General features: G+C 68.2%; 12 protein-coding genes. 8 read left to right on the forward strand and 4 right to left on the reverse strand.

From position 1 onward, the window contains the following. Positions 1 to 33 precede the first annotated feature (33 nt). Together ACGLHS_RS00525 and ACGLHS_RS00530 are read left to right on the forward strand one after the other, a co-directional pair. Complete coding sequence (locus ACGLHS_RS00525) at positions 34 to 3,912, forward strand: DUF2339 domain-containing protein (RefSeq protein WP_394475901.1); 3,879 nt, start codon at positions 34 to 36, stop codon at positions 3,910 to 3,912. Beyond that, the gene (locus ACGLHS_RS00530; protein ID WP_394475904.1) at positions 3,909 to 5,444 is read left to right on the forward strand and encodes a DUF3999 domain-containing protein; all 1,536 of its coding nucleotides are present in this window, start codon (positions 3,909 to 3,911) and stop codon (positions 5,442 to 5,444) included. The genes ACGLHS_RS00525 and ACGLHS_RS00530 overlap by 4 nt, the downstream gene beginning before the upstream one ends. A gap of 28 nt (positions 5,445 to 5,472) precedes the next feature. On the opposite strand, the gene ACGLHS_RS00535 is transcribed toward ACGLHS_RS00530, so the two are convergent. The 3 genes from ACGLHS_RS00535 to ACGLHS_RS00545 all read right to left on the reverse strand — a co-directional run bounded on the left by ACGLHS_RS00535 (position 5,473) and on the right by ACGLHS_RS00545 (position 7,826). Beyond that, entirely contained in the window at positions 5,473 to 6,303 is an 831-nt protein-coding gene (locus ACGLHS_RS00535; RefSeq protein ID WP_093236709.1) for a BPSS1780 family membrane protein, read from the reverse strand. A 10-nt stretch (positions 6,304 to 6,313) separates the two neighbouring features. Further along, positions 6,314 to 7,384: a homoserine kinase gene (locus ACGLHS_RS00540; RefSeq protein ID WP_394475907.1), complete on the reverse strand. Its 1,071-nt coding sequence runs from the start codon at positions 7,382 to 7,384 to the stop codon at positions 6,314 to 6,316. A gap of 61 nt (positions 7,385 to 7,445) precedes the next feature. After that, entirely contained in the window at positions 7,446 to 7,826 is a 381-nt protein-coding gene (locus ACGLHS_RS00545; protein WP_394475910.1) for a hypothetical protein, read from the reverse strand. 97 nt (positions 7,827 to 7,923) lie between these two features. Here ACGLHS_RS00545 and polA point away from each other — a divergent pair, with 97 nt between their 5' ends. The 6 genes from polA (at position 7,924) to ACGLHS_RS00575 (ending at position 17,370) form a co-directional block, all read left to right on the forward strand. Next, on the forward strand, positions 7,924 to 10,749 hold the full coding sequence (gene polA, locus ACGLHS_RS00550; RefSeq protein ID WP_394475912.1) for a DNA polymerase I: 2,826 nt from the start codon (positions 7,924 to 7,926) through the stop codon (positions 10,747 to 10,749). 110 nt (positions 10,750 to 10,859) lie between these two features. Continuing rightward, the gene (locus ACGLHS_RS00555) at positions 10,860 to 12,152 is read left to right on the forward strand and encodes a M20/M25/M40 family metallo-hydrolase (protein WP_394475915.1); all 1,293 of its coding nucleotides are present in this window, start codon (positions 10,860 to 10,862) and stop codon (positions 12,150 to 12,152) included. Between the two features lie 31 nt (positions 12,153 to 12,183). Next, positions 12,184 to 13,086 (forward strand): LysR family transcriptional regulator, encoded by a 903-nt coding sequence (locus tag ACGLHS_RS00560; protein ID WP_093236714.1) that lies wholly within the window; start codon positions 12,184 to 12,186, stop codon positions 13,084 to 13,086. Positions 13,087 to 13,136: 50 nt separating this feature from the next. Then, on the forward strand, positions 13,137 to 13,493 hold the full coding sequence (locus tag ACGLHS_RS00565) for a DUF2946 family protein (RefSeq protein ID WP_093236715.1): 357 nt from the start codon (positions 13,137 to 13,139) through the stop codon (positions 13,491 to 13,493). A 117-nt stretch (positions 13,494 to 13,610) separates the two neighbouring features. Next, positions 13,611 to 15,779 (forward strand): TonB-dependent receptor, encoded by a 2,169-nt coding sequence (locus ACGLHS_RS00570; RefSeq protein ID WP_394475918.1) that lies wholly within the window; start codon positions 13,611 to 13,613, stop codon positions 15,777 to 15,779. Positions 15,780 to 15,795: 16 nt separating this feature from the next. Beyond that, positions 15,796 to 17,370 (forward strand): PepSY domain-containing protein, encoded by a 1,575-nt coding sequence (locus tag ACGLHS_RS00575; protein ID WP_394475920.1) that lies wholly within the window; start codon positions 15,796 to 15,798, stop codon positions 17,368 to 17,370. Here ACGLHS_RS00575 and ACGLHS_RS00580 read toward each other — a convergent pair. Continuing rightward, positions 17,303 to 18,529: a D-amino acid dehydrogenase gene (locus tag ACGLHS_RS00580; RefSeq protein ID WP_394475922.1), complete on the reverse strand. Its 1,227-nt coding sequence runs from the start codon at positions 18,527 to 18,529 to the stop codon at positions 17,303 to 17,305. The two genes, ACGLHS_RS00575 and ACGLHS_RS00580, sit on opposite strands and share 68 nt — an antisense overlap. Between the last annotated feature and the right edge of the window lie 52 nt (positions 18,530 to 18,581).

The raw sequence follows: 18,581 nt of genomic DNA on the forward strand, positions 1-18,581 counted from the left end.
AACTCCGGGCTCGCCAAACATGGGGAGTTCGGGATGTGGTTTCTTGGCATCATTGCCGGCCTGGTGATCGGAGCGCTGTTCGAGTCGGTCCCGGCGGCGCTGGTCCTTGCGGTGCTGGGCGCGTTCGCGCTTCCGCTGATGTTCGGCAAGAAAAAAGCCGCACCCCAGCGAACCGAGGCTGAAAGCGCACCGAATCCTGGCGCCGCGAGTCTTGCGGCCAGCAGCACCAGCACCGCTCCGGCTGGCGGTGTGCTGAAGCTGCAGCAGCGCGTGGCGGAGCTCGAACAGCGTGTCTCGCTGCTCGAGCGGCGTTTGTCGCAAGGCGCGGCCGATGGGGTGGTGGCACCTGCCGCCGAGGCCACCGCCTCCGTCATTCCCGAGCTGGCCGACATGCCGGCCAGCGATCTCGCAACCTCGATGGCGGACACGCTGCCCGCCACCGTGCCGTCGCTGCCGTTGGCTCCGCCTGCTGCGGAGCTGGCCCGTCCGCGCATCGCGACGATGACTGTGCCTGCGCCAGCCGCGGCAGATGCCGCTGCGGCAGCCGACGTGCCGGTCACCCCCGCCGCGCCTGTGGTGGCTGCTGCTGTCGCCCCCGTCGACAAGCCCGTCGCACCGCCGCAACCCGAGGCCGCCGCCCCGGTCAAGCCGCCCGTGGCCGCGCCAGCACCTGTTCGCCGTCCACCGCCGCCGCCCCCGCCGCCACCGGTGCCGCTGCGCGACCGCCTGCCCGCACCCATCGCCAACCTGATCTTCGGCGGCAACATGCTCGTCAAGCTGGGCGTGCTGATCCTGTTCCTCGGGCTGGCCTTCCTGCTGCGCTACACCGCCGAGCGTGTGACGGTGCCCATCGAGCTGCGCTATGCGGCCGTGGCGCTGGTCGGTGCCGGCCTGCTGGCGCTGGGCTGGCTGCTGCGCAAGAAGCGCGCAGGCTATGCGCTGATCCTGCAGGGCGCGGGCATCGGGGTCTTCTATCTCACGACGCTCGCGGCCATGAAGCTCAGCGGGCTGCTGCCGGCCAGCGTCGGCTTCGCCTTCCTGTTCGGCGTGGCCGTGCTCAGTGCCGCGTTGGCCGTGTTGCAGAACGCGCCGCTGCTGGCCATCGTCGCTGCGCTCGAAGGCTTCGCCGCGCCGGTGCTCGCCTCCACCGGTTCGAACCAGCCGGTCGGCCTCTTCACCTACCTGCTGGTGCTCGACGTCGGCATCGTGCTGATCGCCTGGTTCAAGGCCTGGCGCGTGCTGAACCTGATCGGCTTCGTCGGCACCTTCACGCTCGCGGCCGGCTGGGCGCACAAGTACTACACCGACGACCAGTACGGCACCATCCAGCCCTTCCTGATCGCGTTCTTCCTGCTGTTCACCGCCATCGGCCTGCTGTTTGCGCGCCGCACGCTGTTCGATGCGCCGGTGCAGCCCGCGCAGCCGCTGGCCACGCGCGCGCTGGACACGCTGCGCCGCGCCGGCCGGGTCGACAGCTCGCTCGTGTTCGGCACGCCCATGGTCGCGTTCGGCATGCAGGTCCTGCTGATGCGTCCGTGGGAATACGGCGCCGCCTTCTCGGCGATGGCGCTTGCGGCCTTCTATCTCGTGATGGGGCGGCTGGTGTTCGCCACGCAGCCCAAGGGGCTGGCGTTGCTGGCGGAGGCCTACGCCATCGTCGGCGTGATCTTCGGCACGCTGGCGATTCCGCTCGGGCTCGAAGGCCAGTGGACCGGCGCGGCCTGGGCGGTCGAGGCGGCCGGCATGTACTGGCTGGGCGCGCGGCAGGGTCGCGTGTATGCGCGCGCCTTCGCGTTCGTGGTGTTCGCCGGCGCGGTGCTGAAGCTGCTCGAAGCCACGGGGCTCGACGCGGCCCCGGGGCATCCGCTGCTCCAGGGTTCGCTGATCGGTCCGCTGCTGGTGGCCGTGAGCGCCTTCGCCATGTGGGCGATGCACCGCCGCGCCAAGCTCGATGCCGGCAACACCGTCGAAGCCATGGCCGGCAGCGCCTTGCCGTGGCTCGCCATGGCCGCGTTGACGCTGCTGCTCTGGCAATGGTGGACGCCGCCGTGGGCCGCTGCTGCAACCGCCGTGCTGGCGTCGGTCACCTTCGCGGTGGCGGTGCGTTTCGCGTTGCTGCCGCTGACCTATGTGAGCTTCGGCATGCAGGCATTCGCGGTGGCGAGCTTCATCGCGACGCTGCACCACGTGGGCGAGATGACCGACGGCCGCGTGCTCGAAAGCGGATGGCAGGGCGCCGCCGCTGCCTGCCTGATCGCGCTCAGCGTGCTCGGCAGCGCCGCGTGGTCGATGCTGCAGGCGCACCGTGCGGCGCTGGCGCGTGGCATCCAGCCCGTGTGGTCGATCGGCAATGTGGTGGGCGTGCTCGCGGGCGTGAGCCTGCTGCACCTGGCGATGCTGTTCCAGCTGACCCTGGCGCAGGCTGCGCTGCTGTGGCCGCTGACCGCCACGGTCGTGCTCTGGGTGGCACTGCGCATGGCGCATTTCCCGCTCGCTGCGCTGGCTGGCGTGCTGCAGGTGATCGCGGCATGCGCGTTCGGTGCGAGCCAGTCCGTCGACCCCGACGCAGTGCGGCCGGCTTTCGCGCACCTCGATTTCTGGACGCCGGTCGTGCTGGGCCTCGCCGCCTTGCTGGCCGGCGACTGGCTGCGCGACGAAGCACGGCCGCGCGTGAGCGAGCCCGCAGGTGCGGCGCGCAAGCGCTGGGCCAATGCGTGGTGTGCGATTCCGGTCGTGCTGTGGGCGCCGGTGATCTGGGGGCTTTTCTGGTGGTTCTTCGGCGTGCTCGACGAAAGCCTCCGTGTGCTGAACCGTCACGGTCTCGCGAGTCACGTGCCCGCAGTCGCGATGGCCGTGGTGCTCGTCACCTCCATGCTGGCCGCGTTCGTGGCGCACCGCCGCGACTGGTCGCAGCTCGGCAAGGCCACGATCGCCACGCTGCCGGGCTTCGGGTTGATCGCGGCCTACGGCGTCGCGGGCGGCCCGACGCCGTTCTATGTGCCGTCGAGCGCACTGGGCTGGATTGCCTGGCCGCTGGCGCTGGTGTGGCATCTGCGCCTGTTGCGCGCGCAGAAACGCTGGTTCGCAACCCCGGCACTGATGCCGTTCCACGTGGCGGGCTTCTGGCTCTTCCTGTTGCTCGCGGCGCGCGAATGCCAATGGCAGCTCGGACGCATCGGTGCCGAGTGGTCGAGCTGGCAGCTGCTGGGCTGGGCCATCGTGCCGGCGCTGGTGTTGTGGGCGCTGCGCTCGCGCGCGGTGCTGCAGCGCTGGCCGTTGACCGAATACCGCGGCGCCTACCTCGAGTTCGCGGCGACGCCGGTGGTGGTGTACCTGCTGGTCTGGGTCTGGCTCACCAATGCCGTGAGCCCGGGCAATGCCGCGCCGCTGCCCTATGTGCCGCTGCTGAATCCGCTCGAGCTTGCGCAATGGCTGGTGCTGTTCGCGCTGGTGCTCTGGTGGCGCGCCTTGCCGCAAGGATCGTTCGCGCGTGTCGATCCGATGATCGCCAAGGGCGCGGTCGGCCTCACCGGGCTCGCATTGCTGACCGGCATGGTGCTGCGCACCTGCCATCACTACGCCGGTGTCGAATGGCGCTTCGATGCGCTCTATGCCTCGTGGCTGACGCAGGCGGCGCTGTCGATCACCTGGGCGGTCTGCGGCGTGGCCGCGATGGTGCTGGGCCATTCGCGCAAGGTGCGCACCTTGTGGGTGGCGGGCGCGGTGCTGCTCGGTGTGGTGGTGCTGAAGCTGTTCTTCGTCGAGCTGGCCAATCGCGGCGGGCTGTTCCGCATCGTGTCGTTCATCGCGGTGGGCGCCTTGCTGCTGCTGGTGGGCTACTTCGCACCCGTGCCGCCGAAGAAGGAAGAGGAAGCGCCGCAGAAGGCGCCTGCGGAAGGCGGTGCGGCATGAGCGGCGCCGTGATCCGGATGCATCGCGTGCGCGGCGCCTTCGTGGCTGTCGTGGCCGCAACGGGCTTCCTTGGCGCGGCGCACGCACAGCCCGCCACCTCCGCGCCCATCGTGCTGCAGGGCGACGGGCCGTACCACCGGCTCACGCTGCCCCTGTCGATCTACGGCAGCGCTGCATACGGCGACTTGCGCGACCTTCGCGTGCGCAACGCCGCCGGTCATGCCGTGCCCTATGCCTGGTTGCGCAACGAGGCCGCGACACCGCGAACCGCCTCGCAGGACGTGCCGATCTTCGCGCTGCCCGGCAGCGACAACGGCGCGGCCACGGCCGATGCATCGCTCGCCTTTTCCGTGCGGCCCGATGGCTCGCTGGCACTCGGCAGCAAGGCCGCCAGCGCCCAGCGCAAGGCGAGCGAGGCCACGCAGTGGCTCATCGACCTGAGCCAGGTCAAGGGCAGCCTTCTGCAGGCCCGTTTCGAGATCGCACCCGATGCGCGCGGCCTGTTCGCCTTCCGGCTCGAAGCCAGCGACGACCTGCGCCAATGGCGGCCGGTGGGCGGCGAAGATCAACTGGTGCGGCTGGCTCATGGCGGCCAGACCATCGAGCGCCTCGCGGTCGACCTGGGCAGCCTTCGCACGCGCTTCCTGCGTTTGCGCTGGAGCGACCCGCAACACGGCGCGCCGCTGACCGGCGTGGGCATCGACAGCGTGCAAGAGGTCGAACCCGTCGCGCCGCTCGAATGGTCGGGCCTGCTGAAGCCGGAGCGCTGCGCCACCGATTACTGCGACTACCTGCTGCCGCGCGGTCTGCCGGTGCAGAGCCTGCGCATCGATCTGGCCGACATCAACACGCTGGCGCAGGTCGGCATTTCGGGACTGTCCGATCCGGCGCCTGCCGCGGCCACGCCGCAGCAGCAGCCCGTGCCCCGCAATCCGCTCTATGCATTGCGGCATCAGCAGCGCCGGCCGGTTTCGCTGCCTGACAGGCCGGACGAATTGCCCTTGCTCGACGCCGTGGTCTACCGCCTTGCGCAGGCAGGCGGCGAGGCGCGCTCGCCCATGCTGGCGCTCGACGGTGCGGTGTATGCGCGCCTGCGTCTGCGAACCGCCGGTCCGGTGAGCGTGCTGGGTGCGACGCCACCGGTCATCGCCGTGGGTGCGGTGCCGCGCACGCTGGTGTTTCTTGCGCAGGGCGCGGCGCCGTTCTCGCTGGCGTGGCGTGCGGCGCCCAATACCGGAACAGTCGAAGGTGCCGAGCCCGGTGCGCCGCTCGCGCTTTCGACGTTGATCCCGGGCTATGCGCCGGACAAGCAGGTCGTTGCCGATGGCGCTTCGGTCGCGCTGCCGACGGCGGCGATCACGGCTGCCGTGGCAGCGGCCGCGCAGTCGCCGATTCCGCAGGCGGCGGGCGCCGATGCGGCATCACGCAAATGGTGGCTGTGGGGTGCGCTGGGTGTCGGCCTGCTGTTGCTGGCCGGCATGGCGTGGTCGTTGTTCGCGAGCCTGCGCAAGGACGCGGCCAGGCCCGACTGAATCGGAAGCCGCGCAGCGGCAGCCGCGCTCAGTTCGGGTCGAAGGTGTCGCGGAAGGTGAACCAGGTCGAGCTCAGCGACATGGCCGCCAGCACCAGCGCCGTGCCGACGATGAGCACGTTGCCCACTGCCAGTGCGGCACCGCCCGAGCCCATCGCGCCGAAGCCGATCAGCACGGTAGCGAGCAGGCCCATGGCAAGGCCGGCCAGAAGGAACACGCCGAACCAGGCAATGCCGAACAGCGTGTAGGCGCCGAAGTTGCGGAACAGCGCGACGATGCTGAAGAAGATGCTTTTTACCGGCTCCACGCGGTGCCAGTGCACCAGCGCCGGTGCATGCCACATGGCCAGCGACAGCGGCAGGTTCAGGCACATCAGCAGCATGCGCGCCACTTGGAAGTCGCTGCTCGCGATCACTTCGGGCGTCAGCGGGTCGTCGAGCAGGTAGGCACGCGCGAGCTGGCCGCCGTCGACCAGCGTCGTCACCAGCACCGCCAGCACGAAGTAGATCGCCGAAATGACGCCCAGCACCAGCAGCGAGCGCCATTCCGAGCGCATGGCGCTGAACACCGCCACGAACATCGCCGAACCCGTGGGGCGCTGTGCGTCGCCGGCCCGGCCGACGCCTTCGGCGTTGTCGGTGTAGGCCACCGAGGTCGCAACCATCAGGCCCAGCGTCATGAACGGCACCAGGGCTGGCGCGAGCAGGCTGCCCAGCACCGGCAGGATCGACACCGTCGAGATCATCGCCATCAGCAGGAAGAACAGCGAGACGAAGGCCAGCGGCTGTCGCCAGAAGGTCTTGAGTCCGAGGCGGACCCATTCGGCGCCGGTTCGCGCCGGCACGAGGTTGAGTTTCATGGGGGGTGGGTCATGCAGCCAGCAGCGGCTCGAGGGCCGGGGCCATGGCATGCGGGTGGGTGGCGCGCTCGCGCAGCACGCGCTCGAAGTGCGACGGGTCGTGGGGCTTGAGCAGGCTCGCCTCGCGCGGCAGGTAGAAGTCCCAGAGGCGCGAGATCCAGAAGCGCAGCGCTGCGGCGCGCAGCATCGCGGGCAGCAGGGCGCGCTCGGCTGCGTTCAGCGGGCGCACCGACTCGTAGGCCGACAGCAGCGCGTCGGCGCGTTCGGCATGGTGGCGGCCGGTGGGCAGGTCGATGGCCCAGTCGTTCAGGCACACGGCCAGGTCGAACAGCCAGGTGTCGGTGCCGGCGAAGTAGAAGTCGAACACGCCGGTCAGGCGCGGCGTGGCGCCTGCGTCGTCGCCGGTCGCGAACATCACGTTGTCGCGGAACATGTCGGCGTGCACCGGGCCGCGCGGCAAGGCCGCATAGGCGGACGATTCGGCCACATGGTTCTGGTAGGCCAGCTCGGCGCGCAGCAGGGCGGATTGCGATTCCTCGATGTAGGGCAGTACCACCGGCACGGTCTCGTTCCACCAGGCCAGGCCGCGCAGGTTCGGCTGGATGCGGGGGTAGTCGCGGCCGGCCAGGTGCATGCGCGCCAGCATCGCGCCCAGTTCGGCGCAATGGGCCGGGCCGGGAGAAAGTTCGCTGTGGCCCGACAGCTTCTGGACCAGCGCGGCGGGCTTGCCGGCGACCGTGTGAAGCAGGTCGCACGTGGTGTTGTCAATCGCAGCGGGCACCGGCGGCTGGCCTTTTTTCTGCTGCTTGTCGGCAACGGGCTCGGCCGTTGCCGCCACCGGCGCGGGCACCGGCAGGCCGGCGGCCGCCAGGTGCTTCATGAGGCAAAGGTAGTAGGGCAGCTGCTCGGCGCTCAGGCGCTCGAACAGCGTCAGCACGAACTCGCCGGACTCGGTGGTCGCGAAGTAGTTGGTGTTTTCGATGCCACCCTGGATGCCGCGCAGGTCGCGCAAGCGGCCCACGCCGAGGCGCTGCACGAGCGCGTCTGCCTCGCCGAACTGGACTTCGGTAAAAACTGCCATGGCGGTGCTCAGCGCCGGGCCGAGGATGCGAAAGATGGGAAGAGGCGGGCGGCTCGCACGGTCAGAACTTCATCACGTTCCAGACGCGGGGGCCGTTGGCGCCGGTCTCGGTCGAACCCTGGCGGCCCGTGCCTGCGTCGGCCGGCAGCACTTCGTAGCCCGGCATGTTGGACTTGGGCTTGACGTTGATGCTTTGCGTGCGCCCGCCATAGCGGACTTCGTCGACCGAGGCACCGCTGTCTTCGGTGTGGAGGTTCTCGACCTTCTGGTTGCGCCGGCCGTCTGCCTGCTCCTGATTTTGTAGCGTGTCGGCCGGTGCCGGCGCTGCCGCCGGTTGGGCGGGCGCGGGCTGTGCGGACTGCGCCTGCACGGCGGCAAAGGGGGCTGCGAAAGCCAGCGCCAGCAGGATGCGGCGGGCGACCAGGAGTGTGGAGCTAGGCATGCGCCGATTGTAGGCGTGCGTCCGGTTTCGGGGTGTCGGCCTGCAGGCCGCTTCATCGTGGTTCTGCAGGCCGGTCCGGGCACGGCAAAATGGCCCGATGACCGACAAGAAAACGCTGCTGCTCGTCGATGGCTCGAGCTACCTCTACCGCGCCTTCTACGCATTACCCAATTTGCGCGCTGTGCCCGGCGATTCGACGAGTCCAGCCACCGGCGCCATTCGCGGAATGATCAACATGATGACCGCCCTGCGCCGCGAGGTTCGCGCCGACTACGCGGCCTGCATCTTCGATGCGCCCGGCAAGACCTTCCGCGACGACTGGTACCCCGAATACAAGGCCAACCGCTCGCCGATGCCCGACGACCTGCGCAGCCAGATCGACCCCATCCACGAAGTGGTGAAGATGCTGGGCTGGCCGGTGCTCAGCGTGCCCGACGTCGAGGCCGACGACGTGATCGGCACGCTCGCCAAGATCGCCGCCGCACAGGGCATCGAGGTGATCGTGTCCAGCGGCGACAAGGACCTGAGCCAGTTGGTCGACGAGCACATCACCATCATCGACACGATGAACGGCAAGAAGCGCGACGTGGCCGGCGTCACGGCCGAGTTCGGCGTGCCGCCCAACCTCATGGTCGACTACCAGACGCTGGTGGGCGATTCGGTCGACAACGTGCCCGGTGTCGAGAAGGTCGGTCCCAAGACTGCCGTCAAGTGGCTGCTCGAATACGGCTCGCTTGATGCACTGGTCGAACACGCGTCCGAAGTGAAGGGGGCGGCCGGCGAAAACCTGCGCAAAGCGCTCGACAAGCTGCCGCTGAGCAGAAAGCTTGTCACCATCCGCACCGACTGCGACCTCGACGGACACGTCAGCGGCCTACCCTCACTCGAGGCACTACCGGTCGGTGCGCCGCAGACGGAGGCGTTGCGGCCTTTCTACGAGAAGTTTGGTTTCAAGAGCCTCGTCAAGTCGCTCGAGGCGCAGGCCGTGCCGCCTGAACTGATCGAGGAAAGCCTCAAGAAGAAGGCATCGAAGCCGGCCAAGGCCAATGACGACCAGAGTGGCTTGTTCGACGAGCCATCCGCGGAGAGCGCCGCGATGGAAGCCGCCGCGCCCGCGAGCAACCTGAAGTACGACACCATCTTCACCTGGGAACAGTTCGACACTTGGCTCGCGCGGCTCGAAGCGGCTGAGCTCACGGCCATCGATACGGAGACTACCTCGCTCGACGAAATGGTTGCGCAGATCGTTGGCATCAGCTTCAGCGTCACACCCGGCGAAGCGGCTTACATCCCGGTCGCGCACAACTACCCTGACGCGCCCGCGCAACTGCCGCTCGACGAGGTGCTCGCGAAACTTCGGCCCTGGCTCGAGAACGGCGAGAAGAAGAAGCTAGGCCAGCATATCAAGTACGACCGCCATGTATTCGCCAACCACGGCATCGAAGTGCAGGGCTATGCGCACGACACCATGCTGCAGAGCTACGTGCTCGAGGTGCACAAGCCGCACGGTCTGTCGAGCTTGGCTGCGCGTCATTTGGGTCGCAGCGGCATCTCGTACGAAGACCTTTGCGGCAAGGGCGCGCACCAGATCCCATTCAGTCAGGTCGACATTGCCAAGGCGGCCGAGTATTCGTGCGAGGACAGCGACCAGACGCTCGACGTGCACAACGCACTGTGGCCGCAGGTCAAAGCCGACGAGAAGCTGCGTTTCATCTACCAGCTCGAAATGGATTCGAGCGAGGCGCTCTACCGTGTCGAACGCAACGGCGTGCTGATTGATGCGCCCACGCTGGCCACGCAGAGCCACGAACTCGGCACGCGCATCATGGCGCTGGAGCAAGAGATATACGAGATCGCTGGTCAGCCTTTCAACCTCGGTTCGCCCAAGCAGATCGGTGAGATCTTCTTCACCAAGCTGGGGATGCCCGTGATCAAGAAAACGCCCAGCGGTGCCCCCAGCACCGACGAAGAGGTGCTCGAAAAACTGGCCGAGGACCATTCGATCGCCGCGAAGCTCCTCGATCACCGCAGTCTCTCGAAGCTCAAGGGCACTTACACCGACAAGCTCGGCCAGCTTGCCAATCCGCGCACCGGTCGCGTGCACACGCACTATGCGCAGGCTGTGGCAGTGACGGGACGCCTGAGCAGCAACGACCCGAACCTGCAGAACATTCCGATCCGCACGCCCGAAGGCCGCCGCGTGCGCGAGGCCTTTGTGGCACCGGCCGGCCGCGTGATCGCCAGCGCCGACTACTCGCAGATCGAGCTTCGCATCATGGCCCACATCAGCGGCGACGAATCGCTGCTGCGCGCCTTCCGGGAGGGTATCGACGTGCACCGCGCCACCGCCGCCGAGGTGTTCGGCTCCACGCCCGACCAGGTGTCGAGCGAGCAGCGCCGCTATGCCAAGGTCATCAACTTTGGGTTGATCTACGGCATGGGTGTCTACGGGCTGGCGCAGAACCTGGGCATCGAACAGAAAGCCGCGCGAAACTACATAGATCGCTACTTCGAGCGCTTCGCGGGGGTCAAAGCGTATATGGAAGAAACGCGAGTGCGGGCCAAGGAGTTGGGCTATGTCGAAACAGTCTTTGGTCGACGTCTGCAATTACCAGGCATCGAGGGCGAGAAAGGTCCGAGGTTGGCGGCGCTGGAGCGGCAAGCCATCAACGCGCCCATGCAGGGCACGGCGGCCGACCTGATCAAGCTCAGCATGGTCAAGGTACAGAACGTGCTTGATGAAGAAAAGCGCGCCACCAAAATGATCATGCAGGTGCACGACGAACTGGTGTTCGAAGTGCCTGAGGCCGAGATCGAATGGGTGCGCACCGAAATCCCGCGTCTGATGGCCGGCGTGGCGGACCTGAAGGTGCCGCTGCTCGCCGAGATCGGCGTCGGCCCGAACTGGGACAAGGCCCACTGACCCCGCACTAACCCTGCACCGCCGATTCCCCATTGATCTGCATGGACCCTGCATGGGTCCGACGCGTCGATCGAAGAGACAACGAACGAAAGAAAGAAGAACGCTCATCCATGAAATTCCAGCCTCGCCAATTCCTGCTGGCCGCCGTCTGCGCCGCCTGCCTCGGCACCGCCTTCGCCGCCCCCGATGCCCGCATCGCCTCGCTTGCCGCCAAGGAAAAGCCCGCGCTGCTCGACACGCTCAAGGAGCTGGTCTCCATCGAATCGGGCAGCCGCGACCTCGACGGCCTCGAGAAAATCTCCGACCTCATCGCTGCGAAGTTCAAGGCGCTGGGCGGCGAGGTCGAGCTGATCGACCCGAGCGCCGATGCCTACCGCATGGAAGACACGCCCGAGAAAATCGGCCGTGTGGTGCGCGCCACCTTCAAGGGCACGGGCACCAAGAAGATTTTGCTGATCGCGCACATGGACACGGTCTACACCATCGGCATGCTCAACAAGCAGCCGTTCCGCATCGAGGGCGACAAGGCCTACGGCCTGGGCATTGCCGATGACAAGCAGGGCGTGGCGGTCATCACGCACATCGTGTCGATGCTGCAGTCGATGAAGTTCAAGGACTACGGCACGCTCACCGTGCTGATCAACGGCGACGAAGAAATCAGCTCGCCCGGCGCACGCTCGCTCATCACGCGCATGGGCAGCGAGCATGACGCCGTGCTGTCCTTCGAGGGCGCCTACGTGAAGGACGACAAGCTCTCGCTCGCCACCGCCGGCATTGCCTCGGTCACGCTGCACGTCACCGGCAAGGCCTCGCACGCGGGCTCGGCGCCCGAGCTGGGCGTGAACGCGCTGTACGAGCTATCTCACCAGATCCTGCAGATGCGCGACCTGTCCGATCCGGCCACGGGCCTGAAGATGAACTGGACCATTTCCAAGTCGGGCAGCAACCGCAACGTGATTCCGGCCAGCGCCACCGCCGGTGCCGACGTGCGCGTGCTGAAGGTCAGCGACTACGACCGCATCGAGCAGCAGGTGAACGAGCGCGTGAAGAAGCAGCTCATTCCCGAAGCCAAGGTCGAGCTGAAGTTCGAGCGTCGCCGTCCGCCGCTCGAAGCCACCGATGCCTCGCGCGCACTCGCAAAACACGCGCAGCAGATCTACAAGGACGAGCTGGGCCGTCCGCTGGGCGCCGATGACAAGGCAGCCGGCGGCGGCACCGACGCGGCCTTCGCGGCGCTCAAGACCAAGGCGCCCGTCATCGAGCGCTTTGGCCTGCAGGGCTTCGGCGCGCACTCGGCCGACGCCGAGTACGTGCTGGTCGACTCCATCGAGCCGCGCCTGTACCTGGGCGTACGGATGATCATGGACATCGCGCACGGCAAGACCGCCAGCAGCGGCAACTGACCAACTGACCGATCGGCCTTCGGTTTCGCCCATGCGCCTGCGCCACATCGAGGTCTTCAACGCGATCATGCTCACGGGCAGCGTGAGCGCGGCGGCGCGGCTCATCAACATCACGCAGCCGGCGGTGAGCCGCACGCTGCAGCATGCCGAGCAGCAACTGGGCTTTCCGCTGTTCCAGCGCGCCAAGGGGCGGCTCACGGCAACCACCGAGGCGCTCACGCTGTACCCGCACATCGAGCGGCTGTTCGCGCAACTCGACGAAGTGCAGCGGCTGGCCGCCAACCTGCGCACGGCGGGCGACACGGGCGAGCTGCGCATCCTCAGCGTGCTGGCGCTCAGCTACGATGTGCTGCCGCGCGCGCTCAAGGCCTTTCGCGAAAAGCATCCGGGCTACGCGATCACGGTCGAGTCGCTGCATTCGCCGCAGATCATGTCGGCCCTGCTGCTGCAGGAGGCCGACGTGGGCTTCGCGTTCAGCCCCGCGGTGCATCCTTCGCTCACCCAAGAGACGCTGGCCGACAGCCGCATGGTGTGCATCGCGCCCAAGGGCATGCTGCCGCGCACGCTGGTGCGCAACGGCTCGGTCGCGCTGCACGACCTCATCGACCGGCCGGTGATCGGGCTGGACAGCCGCGACCCCGTCGGCACCAGCCTGAGCCAGGCCTGCCGGCAGGCCGGCGTGGGTTTCCAGCAGGCGGTGGTGACGGTGCAGACCTACCACGCGGCGCTGGCCATGGCGCACCATGGGATCGGCGTGGCGCTGGTCGATGGTTGCACCGCGCGTTCGGCCGACCGCGACAAGGTCGACGTGCTCACGCTGGAGCCGCACATTCCGGTGCCGATCCGCGCGCTGCGTTTTGCGGGCCGGCCCGATTCGGTGGCGGTGCGTGGCATCACGCGCTGCATGCGCGAAGCGATAGAGCAGGCCGGCTGAGCACCGCCCTGGGTGCCACGGGCATTCGCCGCACGCGATAATCCGCGGCCATGCACTTCCCACGAACCTTCCGCCTGTTGCACCGTCTGGTGCTGGCGTGGTTCATGGCGTCGCTGCTCGTCGCGGGGGCGTCGCCCCTCGTGAATCCGCAGTCGATGGAACTGGTGTGCTCCGCCAGCGGCTCCATCAAGGTCATCGTGCAGGGCGACGATGGCCCGACCGAGATGGGCGCTACCGCGATGGACTGCCCGTTGTGCCTGGTCTCCGGACCACCGCCTGCCGCCGCGCAGGTGACGCTGCCCACGCCGCTGCCGCTGGGCCGCGCGCTGCAATCGATTCCGGCTGCCCGCATCGCGGCGGCCACAGCCTCGCCGCTGCCGGCGCGCGGGCCACCCTCGCTCTCCTGAACCCCGTTCTTCTTCCACCGCACGCGGCCTGACACGGCCGCACGGTGGGTTTTCGGTCGTTCCGCGGCCGGCGCCGCCTTTTGCTTTTGTCGCACGCGCCGCCGCATGAGAGATGCCATGTCCCGTATTCCTTCCTCCCCCACGCTGGGGCTCCTGGCCTTGCTCGGTGCCGCTTGCGCGCCTGCCCATGCCGAACAGGCAACTGCACACTCGCTGCCGCAGATCGAGGTGGCCGACGACGCACCCAGCGCCAACGGCCGGCTCGACCTCGACACGCCTTCGGACACCGCCAGCCGCCTGGGCCTCACGCCGCGCGAGACGCCGGCATCGGTCACGGTGGTGAACCGCTCGGTGATCGATGCGCGCGGCGCGCAGAACACGCAAGAAATTTTGCGCGCCATTCCGGGCGTGACCGCGCACGATGCGCCGGGCAACATCGGCGTGAGCTACCGGGGCTTCGGCAGCGGCTCGATCAGCCAGCTCTTCAATGGCATCAACGTGCAATACGCGATCGCGGCGCGGCCGGTGGACAGCTGGATCTACGACCGCGTCGAGGCCATCGGCGGGCCGTCGAGTTTTCTGTTCGGCTCGGGCGCGCTGGGTGGTTCGATCAACTACATCACCAAGACGGCCGAGCGCGGCGACTTCGCGGAGGCGCAACTGCGGCTGGGCACGCAGAACCTCAAGGAAGCCTCGTTCGGGCTGAACCGCCGCATTGCAGGCGACGGCGGTGCGGGCAGCCACTACGCGCGCATTGACGTGAACCACCGCGATGCCAATGGCTGGACCGACGGGACGAAGTCGAAGTCCACGCAGCTGGCGGCGTCGCTGCTCTCCGACTTTGGGGGCGGGCTGAAGCACACGCTGGCCTACGAGTACCAGGACGAGAACGTCGAGCGGCCCTACTGGGGCACGCCGGTGCTCAACCCGGTGGCGGGCACCATGCGCATCGACCGCGGCATCCGCTTCAAGAACTACAACAGCAGCGACGGCCTCTACGCCCAGCGCGTGCAGTGGCTGCGCTCGGTCACCGAATGGCAGGCGAGCGATGCGCTGCAGTTCAAGAACACCTTCTATGCCTACGACGCGCTGCGCGACTACCGCAACGTCGAGAGCTATCGCTACAACCCGGCCAACACGGCGGTCATCCGCTCCAGTGCTCTGCTGCAGCGTCACGATCAGGACGTGTGGGGCAACCGCGTCGAGGGCCTCTACAAGGGGCAGCTTGCCGGCTTGAAGAGCGACTGGTCTTTCGGCCTCGACTACAGCGTGAACCGGCAGACGCGCTTTCCCAACAGCCTCTCGGGCACGGTGAGCACCGTCAACCCTTATGTGTTTGCCACGGAGCAGTTCTTCGCGGTGCCGGGCATGACGCCGGGCTTTCGGCCCGACAGGAACAACAAGGTCACGACCACCGCGCTCTATCTTGAAAACCGCACGGCGCTGATGCCGTCGCTGCACCTCGTGTCGGCGCTGCGGCACGAGCGCATCGACCTGGACCTTGTGAACCGGCGCACGGTGGACGCTTCGAACCCCGCCACCTTTCATCGCGGCTACAAGCCGACGACAGGTCGCATCGGCCTGGTGTGGGACTTCGCGCCCGGCGCCAACCTGTATGCGCAGTACGCGACGGCGGCCGATCCGCCTTCGGGCGTGCTGTCGACCGCATCGTTTGCCGACGTGCGCAACAACAGCGAGCTGACCACCGGCCGGCAGGTGGAGGTCGGCAGCAAGCTCGACTTCTGGCAGGGCAAGGGCACGGCCACGCTGGCGGCCTACAGCATCCGCCGCAAGAACATCGCCACGCAAGACCCGAACAACAGCGCGCTCACCGTGCTGGTGGGCGAGCAGTCGTCGAAAGGCGTGGAACTGGCGCTCGGGCTGCAGCCCACGCCGCAGTGGTCGCTGCAGGGCAACTTCACGTACGTCGATGCCCGCTACGAGCGCTTCACGCAGGGCGGCGTGTCACTCGCGGGTCGCACGCCGACCAACACGCCGGCCGTGGTGGCCAACCTGTGGACGTCGTATACCTTCACGCCGAGCCTGCAGGCCACCGTGGGCGTGCGGCATGTCGGCAAGGTGTATGCCGATGCGGCCAACACCATCAACTGGCCGGGCTACACCTTGCTCGACCTCGGGTTGAGCTGGAAGGTGAACCGCTCCGTCACCGTGGTGGGCCGCATCCGCAACGCCACCAACCGCGTCTACGCGGCGAATGTCGGCAGCACCTTCGCCTACCTCGGCGCGCCGCGCACGGCCGACGTGTCGCTGCGCGTGACCTTCTAGCCTGGGGAGATTCGCCGTGCATGCCAAACGCTGGTTGTTCCTGGTCCATCGCTGGCTGGGCGTGATCGTCTGCGCCTTCTTCGCGATGTGGTTCGTCTCGGGCGTGGTGATGATGTACGTGGGCTACCCCAAGCTCACCGAGGCCGAGCGGCTGCAGCATCTGCCGCGGCTCGATGCCTCGGTGCCGCTCCTGGGGCCGGGGCAGGCGCTCGATGCGGCCGGCATCGCAGGGCCGCTGCAGGCGCTGCGGCTGGCCATGGCCAGCGGTGGGCGCGCGGTGTACCTCGCAACGCCGATGCGCGAGCCGGCACCGGGCCAGCGACGCACTCCGCCGGGCAGCGGCACCATCGTCATCGATGCCACGACCGGCACAGTGTTGCGCGATGTCGATCGGGCCCGCGTGCTCGCCAGCGCGCAGGCCTATGCCGGCGCGGGCGTTCCGCTCGACTACCGGGGCACCATCGGCGAAGACGCGTTCACCCATTCGCGCGGGCTCGATGCGCACCGCCCGCTGCATGTGGTCGAACTGGCCGATGCCGGTGCCACGCGGCTCTACGTGTCGGGCAAGACCGGCGAGGTGGTGCGCGATGCGCCGCGCACCGAGCGGCTCTGGAACTACGCCGGAGCCTGGATCCACTGGCTGTACCCGCTGCGCGGCGGCGGCCTCGACCGCTACTGGGCCGACATCGTCAACTGGCTCTCGATCGTCGGCATCGCCGTCACGCTGACGGGCACCGTGGTCGGCGTGATGCGCTGGCGCTTCGGGCGCACCTACAAGAGCGGATCGCACTCGCCGTACCAGGGCTTCATGATGCGCTGGCATCACATCACCGGCCTGTTGTTCGCGCTGATCACGCTGACGTGGATCTTCAGCGGCCTGATGTCGATGAACCCGTGGCGCGTGTTCGACAGCGGTGCGCCGGCGTTGCGCATCGAGGCGATGAATGGCGGTGCGCTCACAGTTTCCGCGCAGGATGCATCGCCCGCGACCTTGCTGGCCTCGGCGAGCGGCGACGTGCGCGAGCTGCGCTGGGTGCGCGCAGCAGGCCAGACGCTGGTGCTCGCCAGCACCGCCAGCGGCCGGCCACAAGTGCGCGATGCCGTCAGCGCACAGCCATACCAGTTCGACCCCGATGCATTGCGAGCCGCCGTCGCACGCCTGCTGCCCGACGCGGTGCAGCGCGTCGACATACTGACCGCCTACGACAGCCACTACTACACGCGCGAGCCCCACACCATGACCGGCGGCACCGACAAGCCCCTGCCCATCTGGCGCGTGGTGTTCGGCGATGCCCACGCGACCTGGGTGCACGTCGATCCGCAGACCGGCGCCGTGCTTGGCCGCTCCGACAGCACGCGACGCCTGAGCCGCTGGCTGTTCGCGATGCTGCACAGCTGGGACTGGCTGCCGCTGCTCGACCATCGCCCGCTGTGGGACGTGCTGCTCGTCGCGACGAGCCTCGGCGGCGCGGCGTTGAGCCTGACCGGTGTGGTGATCGGCTGGCGGCGCCTGGGCCGCAAGCTCAGGACGTCGATGCGGAAGACGCCAACGCCAGAGCGATCTGCCGCGCCGAACCGAAAGCCAGCGTGAAACCGAGCGCGCCGTGCCCGGTGTTGAACAGCATGTTCGAAGGCGCGCCCGGCAGCCGCCCGATGATCGGCAGGCCCTTCGGCGTGGCCGGCCGCATGCCGGTCCACGGGTGCAGTTCTTCCAGCCGGCTCGCATGCGGGAAGAGGGCGCGCGTGGCGGCTGCCAGCGTTTCGATGCGCGTGGCCGGAATGCTGGCGTCGTGCCCCACGAGTTCGGCCATGCCCGCCACCCGCAGCCGCGAGCCGATGCGCGCAAACACCACCTTGCGCGCGCTGTCCGTCACGTTCACGCGCGGCGCGGCGCCGGGCGTGGGGTCGACCTCGACCGTGATGCTGTAGCCCTTGAGCGGATACACCGGCAGGTAGGCGCCGAGCGCGCGCCCGAGCTTGTGCGAGGCCGAGCCCAGCGCCATCACGAAGGCATCGGCCTGCACGTCGCCGTCGCTGGTCTGCACGGCGGCGATGCGGCCTTCGCTGCGCGCAAAGCCGTGCACGTCGGTGCCGAGCATGAAGCGCACGCCGCGCGCGCTCAGTGCCCGCATCAGCTCGGCACACACCTTCAGGCAATCGGCCGCGCATTCGCTCGGCGTGTGGACCGCGCCCGCCATCTGGCCGCGGTAGCCGGCCAGCGCGGGCTCGATGGCGATGCATTCGTCGGGCGTGACGATGCGCTGCTCGCTGCCCATGGTGCGCTGCAATTCGACCTGGGCGCGTGCGCCTGCTAGCGACGCGGCACTCGAATACAGCACCAGCTTGCCGGTGGCCGAGAAGTCGCAGTCGGGTGCGATGTCGGCCTGCATCGCCTCGAACTCGGTGCGGCTCGATGCAGCCAGCGCCAGCAACTGCGCGGTGGTGTCGCGCGAGGTCTGCGCATTGCAGGCACCCAGAAAAGCCAGCCCCCAGCGCCACTGCAGCGGATCGAGCTGCGGCCGCAGCTTGAGCGGGGAGGTGGGCGACAGCAGCAGCTTGGGCAACTGCTTCCAGATCGACGGATCGGCCAGCGGCTGCACGTACGAATAGCTCAGCTGCGCACCGTTGCCGCCGCTGGCACCCGCGCCGGGCGTTGCGCGGTCGATCACGGTGACCTGGTGGCCCTGGCGTTCGAGCCGCCAGGCGGTGGCCAGGCCCACGATGCCGGCGCCGAGCACACACACATGCATGGAGGCAACTTTCCGGGAGTGATAAGAGGTAACCCTGACTTTAGGGGCGCCC

This window comes from Variovorax sp. VaC1 (assembly GCF_043658315.1).
Classification (GTDB): Bacteria; Pseudomonadota; Gammaproteobacteria; order Burkholderiales; family Burkholderiaceae_C; genus Variovorax.